The sequence below is a fragment of the Cryobacterium sp. 10I5 genome (assembly GCF_035019865.1).
In the GTDB taxonomy this organism is placed as follows: domain Bacteria; phylum Actinomycetota; class Actinomycetes; order Actinomycetales; family Microbacteriaceae; genus Cryobacterium; species Cryobacterium breve_A.
In genome coordinates this window covers 29602-45245 of record NZ_JASJVI010000024.1, presented here as the reverse complement: position 1 = coordinate 45245, position 15644 = coordinate 29602, and the positions used below count along the sequence as shown (strand labels likewise).

Here is a 15644-nt window from a genome sequence, read left to right as displayed (position 1 = left end):
GTCGTGTTCCCTGGCCTCGTCCGCACGTCTCAGGGGGCCCCCGAAGGGGTGGGCTGGTAGTCTGGACAGTCCGCAACGGAATGGACACTCGATCGAACAGGCAGCACACACCGGCGACGCGACCCTGTCAGGTGTCTCCTACGTGATGCCCGTGCTCAACGACGTGCTGCATGTCCGGGCCGCGGTCACGAGCCTCCTCGGCCAGGACTACACCGGCCCGTTCGACGTCACGCTGGCCCTTGCGCCGAGCATCGACGGCACCGAGGAACTCGTCGCCGAGCTCGTCGAACTCGACCCGCGCATCCGGGTCGTGCCGAACGAGATCGGGTCGACGCCGGCCGGACTCAACGCCGCGATCCGCGCATCCGCCTACCCGGTCGTGATCCGGGTGGACGCCCACTCCGTGCTGCCCCGCGACTACGCGCGGGTCGCCGTCGAGACCCTCGAACGCACCGGAGCGGACAACGTCGGCGGAGTCATGGATGCCCAGGGCACCGTTCCGTTCCAGCGCGCCGTCGCCCGCGCGTACGGCACCCGGATCGGTCTCGGCGGAACGCCTCTCCACGTCGGTGGCCCGGAGGGCGCCGCGGAGACGGTCTACCTCGGCTGCTTCCGCCGCGACAGCCTGCTGCGTGCCGGACTCTTCGACGAGACCATCAAGCGCGGGCAGGACTGGGAACTCAACCGGCGTCTTCGCGAGCAGGGCGGCACGGTCTGGTTCACGCCGAAGCTGCGCGTCGTCTACCGGCCGCGGCCGAGCCTGTCCCGCCTCGCCCGCCAGATGCTGTCGACCGGAATGTGGCGCGGTGAACTCGCGCGGCGCTTCCCCGCCGACAACGGCATCCGCTATTTCGCGCCGCCCGTGATGGTGCTCGGTGTCGCCGCCGGCGTGCTCCTCGGCCTCGCCGGCTTCGTCGTGCCGTGGCTGCTGCTGGGCTGGATCGCCCCGGTCGGGTACTTGCTCGTCGTCGTCCTGGCCACCGTCGTCGTGACTCGCCCGGACGGCTGGCGCCCCGGCGTCTGGTTCCTTCTAGTCTTGCCCTGTATCCACTTCTGCTGGGGTTTCGGCTTCCTGCTCGGGTACCTGAAACTCACCAGCAACATCGCGGCACGGACCGGGAGACACCTATGACATCCCACTCACATTCCACCGGTCGGGTACGCCCGTCCCGGCCGTCGTCGATCGCCGAGTTGCGGGCCGTCGCGCAGCCGCCCGAGGTGCGGCTGCGGGCGAACGCCGAGCATTGGACGGCCTCGCTCTACCTGCGCGACGTGTCGCCGTATCTGACCTGGCTGCTGCTGAAGACGAGCGTGACCGCAAACGGCGTCACGGCGCTGATGATCCTCGTCGGCTGGTCGGCCGCTGCGGCGCTGCTCATCCCCGGCGTCTGGGGAGCCCTGCTCGCACTGATCCTCGGGCAGCTGCAGATGCTCGTCGACTGCTGCGACGGCGAAGTCGCGCGCTGGCGAGGTGAATCGTCTCCGGCCGGCGTCTTCCTCGACAAGGTCGGCCACTACTCGACCGAGGCGCTCATCCCGATCGCCTTCGGCATCCGCGCGGCTGCGTACCCGTTCGAATCTCCCGAGGACTTCCTCTGGACGACCCTCGCGCTGCTGCTCGCCCTGGTGATCGTGCTCAACAAGGCGCTCAACGACATGGTGCATGTCGCGAGGGCCAACGCGGGCCTCACCAAACTCGCCGACACCCGCGGTGAGCAGGCTCCCACGCCCGGCAGGATCGCCCAGCTGCGCAGGCTCGCCCGGTTCGTGCCGTTCCACCGCCTCTACCATTCCGTCGAACTGACGATCCTGATCTTCGCCTCGGCGGTGCTCGGCCGGTTCGTCGGCGAACCGCTCATGGACCGCATCGTGCTCATCGCCCTGGTGCCGCTGTCGCTCCTCGCGCTCGTCGGCCACTTCGTCGCCATCATGGCGTCTCGCCGCGTCCGGTCCTGAGCCGTGACCGACACCGTGCCGCCGAGGGTCGGTGTCGTCGTGCTCACCCAGGGCACCCGGCCGGACGACCTCGCCCGCGGCATTCGCTCGGTGCTCGCCCAGCAGGAGGTCGTTCTCGACGTGGTCTGCGTGGGCAACGGCTGGGTTCCGACCGGGTTGCCGGATGCCGTCCGGGCGCTGGCCCTGCCGGAGAACCTGGGCATCCCCGCCGGTCGCAATCGCGGAGTGCCACTCGTGGCAGGCGACTACCTGTTCTTCCTCGACGACGACGCGAGCATCCCGGACCCCCGGTTCCTCAGCCGGGCCGTCGCTCTGCTTCGCGCGGACCCGTCGATCGGCCTGCTGCAGCCCCGGGTGACCGATCCGACGGGCGCGGCCGCGCCGACCCGGTGGATTCCGCGCATCCGCAAGGGTGCCGCGACCGAATCCGGCGCCGTCTTCTCGGTCTGGGAAGGCGCCGTGGTGCTGCCCCGCGCGGTCTTCACGGCCACCGGAGGCTGGGCAGAACCGTTCTTCTACGCGCACGAGGGCATCGAACTGGCCTGGCGGGTCTGGGACCAGGGGCTGCGCACCTGGTACGCGGGAGGCCTCGAGGCGAACCACCCCGTCATCCAGCCGACCCGGCACGCCGACTACTACCGGCTGAACGCGCGCAACCGGGTCTGGCTCGCCCGGCGCAACCTGCCTGCCGTGCTGGTCCCGGCCTACGCCGGATCCTGGCTCGCGATCCAAATAGTGCGGTTCCGCAGCGACCGGCCGGCGCTGCGGGCCTGGCTCGCCGGATTCAGTGAGGGCTGGCGCACGGATCCGGGGGAGCGTCGCCCGATCAGCGCCCGCACGGTCTGGCGGATGTCCAGGGCCGGCCGTCCCCCCGTCGTCTGACCCGGGGCGCTCGGTACTCTGGAGGGATGACCATTCGAAAAGACGTCGGCCTGGCCGTCAAGCTGGTCCAGGAGGTCGTGGCGTCGCGCCGGGCGCAGAAACGGCTCGCCGGCCGCCTCCTCGGAGACGGTCCGCTTCCGGTCGGCCGATTCAAGATCGCGGTCTATTTCGCCGACGGGGCCGTCAATCTGTACCAGATGCGGCAGTGGTACCGGCCGCTCGCCGTGCTCGCCGAGACCTGGCCCGTCATCGTTTTGAGCCGCACCGGAACCGGGGCGCTGCCGATGTCCGAGGAATGCCCGGTGCCCGTGACTTACGTGCGCAAGGTCGCCGACCTCGAACGGGTCGTCGCGGAGCAGGACATCCGCATCGTGTTCTACGTCAACCAGAACGCCCGGAACTTCCAGATGATGCGTTACCCGCGGTGCTGGCACGTCTTCATCAACCATGGCGAAAGCGACAAGATGTACATGGTCACGAACCAGATCAAGGCGTACGACTACGCCTTCATCGCCGGTGACGCGGCGCTCGCCCGCCTCGACCGGGTGCTCTGGGGCTACGACTTCGACAAGAGGGCGATCAAGATCGGCCGTCCTCAGGCCGATCACTACAGCGGCGGGCTGCCCTACGTTCCCGACGAGCGGCAGGTCGTGCTCTACGCGCCGACCTGGGAGGGCGACCGGCCCACCGCGGCTTACGGCTCGATCGCGACCCACGGCGTCGCACTCGCCACCGCGCTCCTCGCTTCGCCCAGGCACCGCCTGATCTATCGGCCGCACCCCCGCAGCGGGGTCGCCGACGAGGCCTACGGCGCTGCCAACCGCAGGATCGTCGCCCTGATCAAGGCGGCCAACGCCCGGGATCCCGCCGCGCACCACGTCTACGACACCGGTGCGGAGCTCGGGTGGCAGCTCGCGGCGGCGGACATGGCCATCGTCGACATCTCCGCGATGGTTTACGACCGGCTCGCCGCAGGCAAGGCCCTGCTCGTGACCCGGCCCGCCGATCCGGCGGCCGAGATCGACACCGGCGGGTATCTCGCGGCGTGCGAATGGCTCGACGCGTCCGCAGCGTCGTCGATCGTGGGCACGCTGGATGCGCTCGCACACGATCCGGACGCCGAAGCCCGGCTGGGCGTCTGGGTCGAACGCTACTTCGGCGACGCAGCTCCCGGGGCGGCCACCGCTCGCTTCCACGCCGCCGTTCAGTTCCTGATGGACGAGTGGGTGCGCTTCGACGCCGTTCGGCGCTGAGCGGGCCGCTACGGCCGCGGAGACGAAGCGGGCTGGCGGGGAGCCTGGTCCTGCCCTGCGGAGTGCGAACCCGTCTCAGGGTGATGCGATCCCGGGTGATCCGACTCCCGGCGTTCCAAATCCTGAACGTCCGCCGTGGCAGGCTCCGACTCCACCGACCGGCCGCGGCGCAGCATCCGCGGGACCATGCGGGGGAGCACCGTGAGGGTGCCGTGCCCGAGCTGCCCGAGTTGCGTGAGGCGGTGTCCCGCAGCGACGCGCAGCGCACCGGCGCGGCCGACGCCCTCGAGGCCGCCGCCCTCCCGCACGATGGCCTCGCGGATGCGCGGGTCGAGTTCGGGACGGAAGCCGGCGGGCGCCTGGCCGAAGGCGAGGCGGGACGAGGTCAGCACGCGCTTACCGAGGATATGGTTGCCTGCGCCGCCGACGACGGCGCCGACGCCGAACGGAAGGGCCTTCCCGACGAAGCTCGCGGAGCCTCTGGTCGCGAACTGGCGGATGAACGAGCTCTTCAGCCGGTCCGTGAGCGGACCCATGATGGCGCGTGGGATGCTCGCGGTGACCAGCTCGCCCCAGTACGCGGTCCGCACCGCTCCCGTGCCGCTGAATTGTCCGGCGAGCTGGCGCACGAGGTCAGAGCCTTCGCGGCCGAGCATCATCGTCATCACGAGGGCGCGGGCGCGCTCGGGATCGTCGACCGCGATTCCGTGGACCTCGCTCACCGACTGGGCGAAAAGCGCGGTCGCCTCGAGGAAGCCGGCGGTCTCGACGCCGGACAGGGCCAGGGTCACCCCGGTGCCGACCCCGGGAATGACGGCCGTCGCCCCGACGGCCGCGCCGCCGGTCGTGACCATGGCGAGGTAACGGCGTTCGAGGATCGTGATGATCTGGCCGGGGGTCGCGTCCGGCGAGCGCCGGCGGATGCCGCGGATGTGGGCGAGCACGGCCGGGCGGTGAATGGCCATGACCCGGTCGAATCCCCGGACGATGCCGGTGGGAAGCTGGCCGCCCTGCGGCAGACCTCCGGTCGTCGAGATGAGGGGTTTCACTCTTCGTGCCATGTCGATGCCGTCCTTCCGATTCCCGTCGAGTTTACGTTGCCGGTATGACAAGGGGAGATCTTCACATTTTTTCCCCGGCCACTGGCGGTTTTCCCACTACGCGCCTATAGATGGAGGATGCCGGAGCCCACTTCAGAAGCGAGCCGCCTTCTCGGGGTGCGCCTGCGGCAGCGCCGCAGGGAACTCGAGCTCAACCAGGAGTCCGTCGCTCACCGGGCCGGACTCAACGTGTCCAACTACGCCAGGATCGACCGCGGCAACGGAAACCCGACATTCCACACCCTCATCCGGCTCGCGGACGTGCTGAGCCTCGAGGTCGGAGAACTCCTCAGCGGCCTGACCAAGGAGCAGTTGCCTCCCGATAGCGACGGTTTCGCCGTCGTCGATTCCTGAGACGGTTCAGGCGGGCTTCACCCCGTAGTCGGCGTCGTACCGGGCGAGGACCTCATCGAGTGGGCCGTCGAGGACCAGCGCGCCCTTGTCCAGGTAGAGGCCTCTGGCGCAGAAGCGACGCAGGTCGCGTTCGTTGTGCGAGACGAAGAACAGCGTACGGCCGCCGGCGAGCAACTCCTCGATGCGGCGGTAGCACTTCTCCCGGAAGGCCTTGTCTCCGACCGCGAGCACCTCGTCGACGAGGATGATCGGCTCTTCGAGGCGGGAGATGACCGCGAAGGCGATCCGCACCTTCATGCCGCTCGAGAGGTGCTTGTACGGGGTATCGACGAAGTCGCCGATCTCGGCGAAGTCGATGATCTCGTCGAAACGCTCGCCGATCTGTTTCTTCGTCATGCCGTGCAGACCGGCCGTGAGGAAGACATTGTCGCGCACGGTCAGGTCATCGACGAAGCCGCCGGTGATCTCGATCAGCGGTGCGACGCCCTCGGTCACATGCACAGTGCCCTCGTCGGGCAGGACGACCCCGGTCACGAGCTTGAGCAGGGTCGATTTTCCCTGGCCGTTGCGGCCGACAACGCCGATGGCCTCGCCGCGTTGCACCGTGAATGACACCGCGCGCAGGGCCCAGAATTCGCCCGGACGGGTGCGCCTGGCCCCGCTCCCGAACAGGTCTTTGAAGTTGCGCCTGCCGCGGCGATTGCGACGGAAGCGGATGCCGACCCCGGCCAGGGCGATCACGGGCGACCCGGCCGCTGCTGTCCCCGGTGTCCGGACGGTTTCGGTCATCACAGCTCCTTCAGGACCGCGCGCTCGGTGCGCGTGAAGACCAGCAGCCCGAGGCCGAGGAAGGCAACGGACATGGCCGCGCTGACTCCGACGGTGAACCAGTCGAGGTTGCCGGGGAAGAAGGCGGCCCGGTAGAGGCTGAAGATACCGCTGAGAGGATTGAACGCCGCCCAGAAGTGCAGTTGGTGCGGCAGGTCCTGGGTGCTGTAGATGATCGGGGATGCGTAGAACAGGAAGCGCAGGATGAGTTTGACGGCGCGTTCCAGATCGCGGAAGAACACGACGAGCGGCGCGACGATGAGGCCGACCCCCGCCGTGAGGATGGCCTGGATCGCGATGGCGAGCGGGAAGAACACGATTTCGCCGCTTGGCCGGGCGCCGGCGAAGACCGCGAACAGCACGAGCACCGGAATCGAGGCGAGGAATTCGATGCCCTTGGAGAGCACGAGCCGGTTCACCCAGATTGTCCGGGGGATCCGGGTCGACCGGATCAGTTTCGCCTCGCGGAGGAACGCCCGGGTGCAGTCGGAGACGGTCCCGTTGAACCACATCCACGGCAACAGCGCGCTGAGCAGGAAGATGATGTACGGCTCGTGCCCGACTCCCCGGTGGAACACCTGGGTGAACACGAACCAGTAGATCCCGGCCATCACGAGCGGGTCCAGGATCGACCAGAAATAGCCGAGGAACGAGGTGGAGTAGCGCACCCGCAGGTCGCGCTGGGTCAGCAGCCACAGTGAGTGGCGGTAGCGCGAGAGGGCGGTGAGCTGTTCCGGGCGCACTTCTGCGTAGCTACTCACAGGCTCCACTCTAAATGCTCACAGAATCCGGGTGAAAACGAATCAGACGAACAGGTTCGCGCGCTCGAGGTCTTCGGCGAAGTCGACCTCGACGGCGTAGAAGTCGGAGATGTCGAGGGGTTCGACCAGCAGGCCGTTCTTTTCGATCGCGAGTTCGATCCCGCGCTCGAAGTAGTCCTGGTCGTGCACCCTGGCGAGGTGACGAACGAGGATCGCCTTGTCCGCACTGGAGATGAAGTTGATGCCCACGGCTTCTCCGAGACCGCCGGTGACCGTCTTGGAGAGCTCCCTGATGTAGCCCTCGGCGTCCGTCGTGTATTTGACCTCTTCCTCCGACACCTGTGAGGTGTTGACCGTCACGAAGGATTGGTCCCGTTCGACCATGGCGTGAGCCCGGTCGAGGACGGCGGGATCGAAGACGACGTCGCCGTTCATCCACAGCACGCCGCCGGCGCCAGAGGCCTGGAGGGCACGCAGCAGGCTCTTGGACGTGTTCGTCTGGTCGTATTCCTCGTTGTAGACGAAGGACGCCTGGGGGAACGCCTCGATGATGTGCTCGAGCTTGTAGCCGACGACGATGGTGACGCGGGCCTCGGTGCCGAATGCGTGCTCGATGTTGTCGAACTGCTGCCGCATGATCGACCGGCCGTCGCTGAGTTCCGTGAGCGGCTTGGGCAGTGAACGGCCCAATCTGCTGCCCATTCCCGCTGCCAAAATGACTATCTGGGTGGCCATGTTCGTCTCCTTAACAGTCCCGGACAACCTGCGCCCGCTTCAAAAAATGTGGAGCCAGTTTGCCTGTGGTTCACCTCGTCGTTTCCGTTCAGACACACCAACATGAAAGGGTGAGTCTAACCTAAGTGCCCCTTTTGGGTGTCGGTGTACGGAAACTGTCCCTGTGAACGCGCCGGGATGAGAGCGTTTTCGGCGGGTTTCGCGTCCACTATCCAGTCTTGTCGGAGGGTCGTTGGTAGGGTTGGCGAGGTGACTCACGTGCCTCCCAACTCCGAGCCCAACGAGCCGACCACAACTGTGCCCGCGTCCGATTCGGCTCCGTCGAACGATGCAGGCACCCCGGCGCGTCCGGCCAAGACGACGCCCGACCGCGCAACCTCGGCGCGCGCCTCTTCAACCCGCACCGCGGCAGCCCGCACTCCCGTCGCCCGAACCCAGAAGCCCCGCGCGAGCCCGGTCCGCAAGGTCGCTGCGGCCCCCCAGGCGCCCGTTGACGCGGCACAGCCCTCCCCGACGCACGTCGCCCCCGCGGCAGGAGCCGCAGCCAAGACCCGTACGACCGCAGAGAAGGCCGAGACCGCAGCCCGTCAACGAGCCGCGCGGGCGAGCGCCGCGAAGTCGCGGGCAGCGAAGGCCGCCGTCGTCCGGGCAGAGGCGCTCGCCGCCGCGGAAGCCGTCGCCCAGGCCGAGGCGAAGGCCGCGGCCGAGGCTCGCGCCCACGCAGAGGCCACGGAGTACGCGGCCGCCCAGGCCCTCGAATACGCCGCGGCCGAGGCGCGCGCCCAGGCGGATGCCGCCGCTCGCGCGCAGGCCCAGGCCGACGCCCTGGCGCTGGCCGCGATCAAACCGCGTCCTGACCCGGAGGCGCTCGCTCGCGCCCAGGCGCAGGCCCGTACCGAGGCCCTCGTCAGGCGTTCACTCGGCCCCATGCCGCCGAACGTGCCCACACGCGGCGGCCTGCCGCCCGCGGTACCCGGTGCCGCGCCGGTCGTTGTGCCGTCGGTCGTCGCCGCTCCGTCCACCGTTTCCAAGGCCCCACGTTCGCGCCCGGGAGTCGGCACCTCCAGGGACTGGGTTGCAACGGCCGTCCTCGGCCTGCACCTGCCCCCCGTCGAGAACAAGCCGGACGCTGTCACGAGCGCGCCGGTAGCCGCGCAGCCGAAGGACGACGAGCCCGCGTTGGTTCGACCGGTCCCGACGCCGCCGCCCGCGACCAAGGTCATGCCGGTCCCGACGCCGCCGCCCGCGACCAAGGTCATGCCGGTGCCGGTGCCGGTGCCGGTGCCGGTGTCGGTGCCCGTTCCGGCGCCCGCGCCGAGTGCCGCGCCGGCTCCGGAACCGGGTCCCGTCGCTGCCTCTCGGCCGAGCGCCACGCCCAAGCCCGAACCCGTGGTCGCCGAAGAACCCGTGCCGATCGTCACCAGCGCGGCAGAGTCCTCGGCGTCCAGCGCGCCGGCGACGATCACGGCGCCCGAAGTCGCGCCCGAAGCCGAGCCCGAAGCCGAGCCCGAGACTGAGCCCGAAACCGACCCGGAGTACCAGCACGACACCGGGCTGGAAACCGCGCCCGAAACAGAGCCCGTGACCGACCCGGAGGTCGAGCCCGAAACTGAGCCAGTCACCGCCCCGGAGGTCGAGCCCGTCACCGGCCTCGAAGCCGAGTCCACGACTGAGACCGAGACCGAGACCGAGACCGAGCCCAAGCCAGAGGTCACGCTCTCGAGTGCGGTTGAAACCGAAACCGAAACCGCGACCGCGCACTCGGCGCCGCCCGAGCCGCAGCCTGAAGCCGTTCCCGTTGCAGTACCCGTCCTCGAACCGGAACCTGAGCCGGCGGTCGCACCTGCCGCGGCAATCGCGAATCCCGTCTCTCGCGGCGCCCTCGAGCCTGTCGTCCTCTCCGTCAGGGCACTGCGCAAGTCCTTCGGCAGCACGCTCGCCGTCTCCGGAATCGACCTCGAGGTCCGTACGGGCTCGTTCTACGGGATCGTCGGGCCGAACGGCGCGGGCAAGACCACGACCCTCTCCATGGTCACCGGCCTCCTCCGTCCCGACGACGGTTCGATCGAGGTCCACGGCATCGACGTCTGGAGTGACCCGGTCGCCGCAAAGCGCGTCATCGGCGTGCTGCCGGACCGGCTGCGCCTCTTCGACCGGCTGACCGGCGCCCAACTGCTCTACTACGCCGGCGTGCTCCGCGGCCTCGACGGCGCGACCGTGCGGAAACGTTCCGCCGACCTCTCTGTCGCCTTCGGACTCGAGGACGCCCTCAACCGGCTGGTCGCCGACTACTCGGCGGGCATGACCAAGAAGATCGCCCTGGCCTGCGCAATGATCCACTCGCCGCGCCTGCTCGTCCTCGACGAACCGTTCGAATCCGTCGATCCGGTCTCGGCGGTCAACGTGACCGAGATCCTGCAGAAGTACGTCGCAAGCGGCGGAACCGTCGTGCTCTCGAGCCACAGCATGGACCTGATCCAGCGGGTCTGCGACCACGTCGCGATCATCGTGAACGGCAAGGTCCTCGCGGCCGGCACCGTCGACGAGGTGCGCGGCGGGCAGACCCTCGAAGAACGATTCATCGCACTCGCCGGCGGGCGCAAAGTGGCGGAGGGGATGGAATGGCTGCACAGTTTCTCCGACTGAAACTCCGGCTCTTCGGCAATCTCTTCCGCCGGAGCCCCTGGCAGGTGGTCGGGATCGTGATCGGCCTGCTCTATGGGCTCGCGGTCGCCGCCGGAATCTTCGCCCTGCTCGTCGGCCTGCGCTTCGTCGGTGACGGCATCGGCTCGATCCGGGACGGCCTCGTGGTCGCCGGCTCGCTGGTTGTGCTCGGGTTCCTGCTGATTCCGCTCGTGACCGGCATCGACGACAGCATGGATCCCCGCAAGTTCGCGCTCATGGGCATCCCCAACCGGCAGCTGTCCCTGGGACTCGCCCTGTCCGCACTGATCGGTGTCCCCGCAATCGTGCTCACGATCGTGCTGCTCGGCACCATCGTGACCTGGTCGCGCGGACCCGGCGAGACCGTGTTCGCCATCCTGTCCGCGGCGATCCTCCTCGCCACCTGCATGCTCGGATCCCGGGTCAGCACTTCCATCGCGTCGTTCCTGCTGGCCACCCGTCGCGCGCGCGAGATCGCCGGAATCGTCGGCGTTCTCCTGCTCGTCATGTTCGCTCCCGTCACCGTGCTCGTGGTCAACCTCGACTGGAGCCTCTACGGCATGGGCTTCATCGGCGGCCTCAGCAGTATCCTCGGCTGGACTCCGCTGGGGGCGGCCTGGTCGGCGCCCGGTGATGCGGCCGGTGGAGACTGGGGCGGTGCGATCCTCAAGCTCCTCGAGGCCGCGGCCTTCCTGTTCGTCCTCTGGGTCGCCTGGCAGGCCCTCGTCAGCCGGATGCTCGTCTCACCCGGACGGGAAGCCGTCGTCAAGGAGTACGGCGGCCTCGGCTGGTTCGACCGCCTGCCGAACAACGCAGCAGGCGCCATCGCCGCACGAAGCCTGACCTACTGGCGGAGGGACCCCCGCTACGGCATGTCCCTCGTGATGATCCCGGTGATCCCTGTGCTCGTCGTGCTTCCGCTCGCATTCGCCGGGGTGCCGACCCAGGCCCTCGCGCTCCTGCCGGTGCCGCTGATGTGCATCTTCCTCGGCTGGGCGCTGCACAACGACGTCGCTTACGACCACACCGCGATCTGGCTGCACGTCGTGTCGGGCACCCGGGGCATGGCAGACCGGATGGGTCGGCTCGTTCCCGCCCTCCTCGTCGGCATCCCGCTGATCGGCATCGGCTCGTGCATCAGCGTCGCCGTGTACGGCGACTGGGGCGCGTTCCCCGCCGTGCTCGGCGTGAGCACGTGCATCCTGCTGACCGGACTCGGGTTCTCGAGCTACAGCTCCGCCCGCTTCCCGTATCCGGCGTCCAAGCCGGGGGACAGCCCGTTCACGCAGCCGCAAGCCTCCGATACTGCAGCGGCCCTGATCCAGTCCCTGACCCTCGTCGGATCGGTCATCCTGTCGCTCCCGGCGATCGGGTTCGCGGTCCTCGGGCTCTTCGTCGATCCGGTCTGGCTCCTGCCCGCACTCGCGAGCGGCGTCGTCGTCGGCCTGCTCACCCTCTGGGGCGGAATCTGGCTCGGGGGCCGCACATTCAACGCCCGTGGACCCGAGATGCTCGCCTCGGCGCTCCGCGCCTGACCCACCGGTGAGCGCCGCCGGCGAGTTCGTCGATGCCACCCTGCGCAACGAGGGAGACGAATATCGGGCTCACGCCGAGAAAACCAGGCTCGCAAGTGACCTCGCCTTCTACGGGGCAACGGTCGGGGCGATCCGCGGCACGATCCGCGACGCCGCCCGGCGATACCCCGGGCTGACGCACGACGAGGTCACGGCGCTCAGCACGGAGCTCTGGTCCGTTCCCGTCTTCGAGCGCCGGCTCGCCGCCGTCGTGCTGCTGCAGTCGAACGTCGGACTGCTGACCAACACAGACCTCACCCGCATCGAAGGCTTCGTCCGGGACGCCCGACTGGCGGCGCTCGCGGATCCGCTCGCCCGTGACGTCACCCGCCCCCTGATCGCACGACTCTCCGGCATCCCTCGCAGCAGGGCGGATGCCGCCATCGAGCGCTGGTCGCGCGACCAGGACCCCTGGCTCCGCCGGGCGGCCGACCTCGTGAGCGGAGCCTGACGCTGCCTAGAATGGGACCCATGATCAGAATCATTCGCGCCAGCATCGCCGAACCGGGCAACCCCGGCCAGCCGGGCGGGGGTACGTCCACGCTCGACCGCGAGCTCGAGGAACTCCTCAACACCGAGCAGATCGAACCGGGCGACCACGAGCGGTTCTCGCACTACGTGCCCAAAGACAAGATCCTCGAGAGCGCCATCTCCGGCAAGCCGGTCAAGGCGTTGTGCGGCAAGATGTGGATTCCCGGCCGTGACCCGGAGAAGTTCCCGATCTGCCCGACCTGCAAAGAGATCTACGACACGATGAAGAAGTAGCGGTCCGTTAGAGCCCGTCTACCCGTGCGCGGCGCCTATCCGTGCTCAGCGTCTACCCGTGCTCGTAGAGGGTCGGGATGACGGGCTCACCGCGGCCGAGGCGGAAAGCCTCGATCGGCAGCTCACGCATCACGGACGCGTGGTGCAGCCTGGCGCGTTCCGTGCCGGCCGCCCCGAGGTAACGCTCGTCGATCACGCCCTCCGTGACGAGCGGGACGAGCAGCACCCGGTCCCTGCCGGACTCCTCCGTGGGCTCGGTCGAGTCTGCCGGGTCGTCGCCGACCAGGACCACCTCGGCGCGGGCCGTTCCGCTCGCATCGAGGCGGCGAACGGCGCGCTTGAGGCCGCCGACCGAGACCTTTGCCGCCGAGGTCTTCGCAACGGACACCCACTCGCCGGCGTCATCCCGGTGCGCGACGAGCTTGTACACCATCCCGGCGGCCGGGGCACCCGAGCCCGTGACGAGGGACGTGCCGACGCCGAACGCGTCGACGGGTGACGCAGACAGGGCGGCGATCGAATACTCGTCGAGGTCGCTCGTCACCGTGATGTGGGTGTTGACCGCGCCGAGCGAGTCGAGCTGGGCACGCGCACCGGCGACGACGGTCGGGAGATCCCCCGAGTCGATCCGGATCGACCCGAGCCCGGTCCCGGCGACGGCGACGGCGCGGTCGATTCCGGCCTGGATGTTGTAGGTGTCGACGAGCAGCGTCGTGGAGGAGCCGAAAGCGGCGACCTGGGCTTCGAAGGCATCCGCTTCGCTGTCGTGCAGAAGCGTGAAGGAGTGGGCGGCCGTTCCCATCGTGGGGAGGCCCCAGCTGCGCCCGGCCTCGAGATTGCTGGTGGACGCGAACCCCGCGATGTACGCCGCTCGTGCGGCGGCGACGGCGGCGTACTCGCTCGTGCGGCGGGAGCCCATCTCGGCGATCGGCCGGCCGAGGCTCACCGAGACCATGCGCGCGGCCGCGCTCGCGACGGCGCTGTCATAGTTGAGCACGCTCAGCACCACGGTTTCGAGCACGACGGCGTCGGCGAAGCTGCCCTCGACGGAGAACAGCGGAGAGCCGGGGAAGTAGGCCTCGCCCTCCTGGTAGCCCCAGATGTTGCCGCGGAAGGCGTAGTCGGCGAGCCAGTCGAGGGTAGGGGTGCGCACGACGTGGTTGTCGCGCAGCCAGGTGAGCTCAGCGTCCGTGAACCGGAAGTCCCGGATGAGCTCGAGCAGGCGCCCCGTCCCCGCAACGATGCCGTACCGGCGACCGTCCGGCAGTCGCCTGGCGAACGCCTCGAAGAGGCACTCCCGGTCGGCGGTGCCGCTCTGGATGGCGGCGTCCACCATGGTGAGCTCGTATCGGTCGGTGCGGAACGCGGAGGATTCAGTCACCCGGCCAGCCTATTCCTCCCGCGGGGCTGCCCAGGCTGAGCGGTACCGGCTACCGCTTCGGGGCCTGCTTCCGTCCTGGACCGGGTCCTGCTGTCCCTTACAGGGCGCCGAACGCGACGATGCAGTTCTGGCCGCCGAAGCCGAAGGCGTTCGCGAGGGCGTAGCGCACGGGCCTCTCACGGGCCACGAGCGGCACGTAGTCGAGCGTGCAGTCGGGATCCGGCGTCGTGTAGTTGATCGTCGGGGGGATGATGCCCGTCTTGATACTCAGCGCGCAGAGTAGCCCGGACAATGCCCCGGCGGCACCGATCATGTGGCCGGTCATCGACTTGGGCGCCGTCACAGCGATGCGGTCGGCGGCGTGCCCGAGCGCCCGCCGGATCGCGGACGTCTCCGCACGGTCGTTCGCCTGCGTCGAAGTACCGTGCGCGCAGATCACGTCGATGTCGCTCGGGTTGAGCTTCGCCTTCGTGAGGGCCTTCGTCATCGCGGCGCTCGCGTACTGACCGGTGGGGTCCGGGGCCACGATGCTGAAGCCGTCGCTCGTGAGTGCCCCGCCGAGAACCTCCGCGTAGACCTTCGCGCCGCGCGCCCTGGCGTGGGAGAGGAGTTCCATCACGAAGATGACGGCGCCCTCGCCGAAGACGAGTCCGCTCCGGTCGGCGTCGAAGGGGCGACTCGCCTCGGCGGGCGAGTCGTTGTGGGTGGATGCCGCGTGCATCGCATTGAGGCCGGCGAACATCACCGGGGTGATCGCCGCTTCCACGCCACCGGCGATGACGACGTCCGCGTCGCCCATCATCAGCATCGTGCGCGCCTCGAGGAGGGCGTACGCGCCGCTCGCACAGGCGAGTGCGCTCGCGTTGACGGGGCCGTGCACGCCGAGGTCGATCGCAACCTCGCAGGCGGCCATGTTGAGCAGGGAGGAGGGCACGAAGCGCGGCGGGATCCGGCGTGAGCCGCCTGAGTTGACCAGTTCGGTGGCCTCCTGGATCTCGGCATATCCGGAGACGGCGCTGTTGACGACGACGGCGGTGTCGATGCCTTCCATGGAGTCGCCGAATCCGGCGTCCTGCACGGCTTCGCGAGCCGCGGCGATGGCGAGTTGTGAGGCGCGTGTGGCGCGTTTGGCCTGCTTGAACGGCATCCGCTCCGAGGCGATGAAGTTCTTGACCTCGCCCGCGATGCGGGTGGGGAGTCCGGAGGGGTCGAACTGGGTGATGCGTGCGACGCCGCTGCGACCGTTAGTGAGGCCGGACCAGGTCTCCCGCCAGGAATTGCCCAGGGGGGTGAGAGCGCCCAACCCGGTGATTACGACTCGGTCATTCATGACGATCATCTCCTCGACGGCGAATCTGACGCCGTCTTGCGCGGCGACCGTCGGTTGGCGG

At 69.0% G+C, this 15644-nt stretch carries 15 protein-coding genes; 9 read left to right on the top strand and 6 right to left on the bottom strand.

Annotation, left to right across the window (positions count from 1 at the left end):
- The first annotated feature begins 145 nt into the window (after window positions 1–145).
- Genes QN350_RS08705 through QN350_RS08690 form a run of 4 tightly spaced genes read left to right on the top strand, consistent with a single transcriptional unit; the run spans window position 146 to window position 4091 of the window.
- Complete coding sequence (locus tag QN350_RS08705) at window positions 146–1132, top strand: glycosyltransferase family 2 protein (protein WP_322140329.1); 987 nt, start codon at window positions 146–148, stop codon at window positions 1130–1132.
- Window positions 1129–1956 (top strand): CDP-alcohol phosphatidyltransferase family protein, encoded by an 828-nt coding sequence (locus QN350_RS08700; RefSeq protein WP_322137561.1) that lies wholly within the window; start codon window positions 1129–1131, stop codon window positions 1954–1956. Before QN350_RS08705 ends, QN350_RS08700 begins: the two co-directional genes overlap by 4 nt.
- Before the next feature lie 3 nt (window positions 1957–1959).
- Window positions 1960–2838: a glycosyltransferase family 2 protein gene (locus tag QN350_RS08695; protein WP_322137560.1), complete on the top strand. Its 879-nt coding sequence runs from the start codon at window positions 1960–1962 to the stop codon at window positions 2836–2838.
- A gap of 26 nt (window positions 2839–2864) precedes the next feature.
- The gene (locus QN350_RS08690) at window positions 2865–4091 is read left to right on the top strand and encodes a hypothetical protein (RefSeq protein WP_323516130.1); all 1227 of its coding nucleotides are present in this window, start codon (window positions 2865–2867) and stop codon (window positions 4089–4091) included.
- 8 nt (window positions 4092–4099) lie between these two features.
- On the opposite strand, the gene QN350_RS08685 is transcribed toward QN350_RS08690, so the two are convergent.
- A complete protein-coding gene (locus QN350_RS08685; protein ID WP_322137558.1) occupies window positions 4100–5152 on the bottom strand; it encodes a hypothetical protein in 1053 nt (350 codons plus the stop codon).
- A 117-nt stretch (window positions 5153–5269) separates the two neighbouring features.
- Between QN350_RS08685 and QN350_RS08680 the strand changes: the two genes are divergently transcribed.
- A complete protein-coding gene (locus QN350_RS08680) occupies window positions 5270–5545 on the top strand; it encodes a helix-turn-helix transcriptional regulator (RefSeq protein ID WP_322137557.1) in 276 nt (91 codons plus the stop codon).
- A 6-nt stretch (window positions 5546–5551) separates the two neighbouring features.
- Here the strand turns inward: QN350_RS08680 and QN350_RS08675 are convergent, their stop codons facing one another.
- The 3 genes from QN350_RS08675 to QN350_RS08665 are packed head-to-tail and all read right to left on the bottom strand — an operon-like array spanning window position 5552 to window position 7869.
- Window positions 5552–6334 (bottom strand): ABC transporter ATP-binding protein, encoded by a 783-nt coding sequence (locus QN350_RS08675; RefSeq protein WP_322137556.1) that lies wholly within the window; start codon window positions 6332–6334, stop codon window positions 5552–5554.
- Window positions 6334–7134 carry an ABC transporter permease gene (locus QN350_RS08670; protein ID WP_322137555.1) on the bottom strand — a complete coding sequence of 267 codons (801 nt, stop codon included), beginning with the start codon at window positions 7132–7134 and terminating at the stop codon, window positions 6334–6336. Before QN350_RS08670 ends, QN350_RS08675 begins: the two co-directional genes overlap by 1 nt.
- 42 nt (window positions 7135–7176) lie before the next feature.
- Window positions 7177–7869 (bottom strand): phosphocholine cytidylyltransferase family protein, encoded by a 693-nt coding sequence (locus QN350_RS08665; RefSeq protein ID WP_322137554.1) that lies wholly within the window; start codon window positions 7867–7869, stop codon window positions 7177–7179.
- Window positions 7870–8127: 258 nt separating this feature from the next.
- On the opposite strand from QN350_RS08665, the gene QN350_RS08660 reads away from it, so the two are divergent.
- From QN350_RS08660 to QN350_RS08645, 4 genes are read left to right on the top strand one after another with little or no spacing between them, the layout of a single operon-like run.
- Window positions 8128–10515, top strand: coding sequence for an ABC transporter ATP-binding protein (locus QN350_RS08660; RefSeq protein ID WP_322137553.1), 2388 nt, complete (start codon window positions 8128–8130; stop codon window positions 10513–10515).
- Window positions 10491–12068 (top strand): hypothetical protein, encoded by a 1578-nt coding sequence (locus tag QN350_RS08655; RefSeq protein WP_322137552.1) that lies wholly within the window; start codon window positions 10491–10493, stop codon window positions 12066–12068. The genes QN350_RS08660 and QN350_RS08655 overlap by 25 nt, the downstream gene beginning before the upstream one ends.
- A gap of 7 nt (window positions 12069–12075) precedes the next feature.
- The gene (locus QN350_RS08650) at window positions 12076–12558 is read left to right on the top strand and encodes a DNA alkylation repair protein (RefSeq protein WP_322137551.1); all 483 of its coding nucleotides are present in this window, start codon (window positions 12076–12078) and stop codon (window positions 12556–12558) included.
- Window positions 12559–12578: 20 nt separating this feature from the next.
- Window positions 12579–12872, top strand: a complete 294-nt coding sequence (locus QN350_RS08645) for a DUF3039 domain-containing protein (RefSeq protein WP_134445818.1) — start codon at window positions 12579–12581, stop codon at window positions 12870–12872.
- Window positions 12873–12924: 52 nt separating this feature from the next.
- Here QN350_RS08645 and QN350_RS08640 read toward each other — a convergent pair whose 3' ends face one another.
- Complete coding sequence (locus tag QN350_RS08640; RefSeq protein ID WP_322137550.1) at window positions 12925–14253, bottom strand: nicotinate phosphoribosyltransferase; 1329 nt, start codon at window positions 14251–14253, stop codon at window positions 12925–12927.
- Window positions 14254–14350: 97 nt separating this feature from the next.
- On the bottom strand, window positions 14351–15583 hold the full coding sequence (locus tag QN350_RS08635) for a beta-ketoacyl-ACP synthase II (RefSeq protein WP_322137549.1): 1233 nt from the start codon (window positions 15581–15583) through the stop codon (window positions 14351–14353).
- Window positions 15584–15644 lie beyond the last annotated feature (61 nt).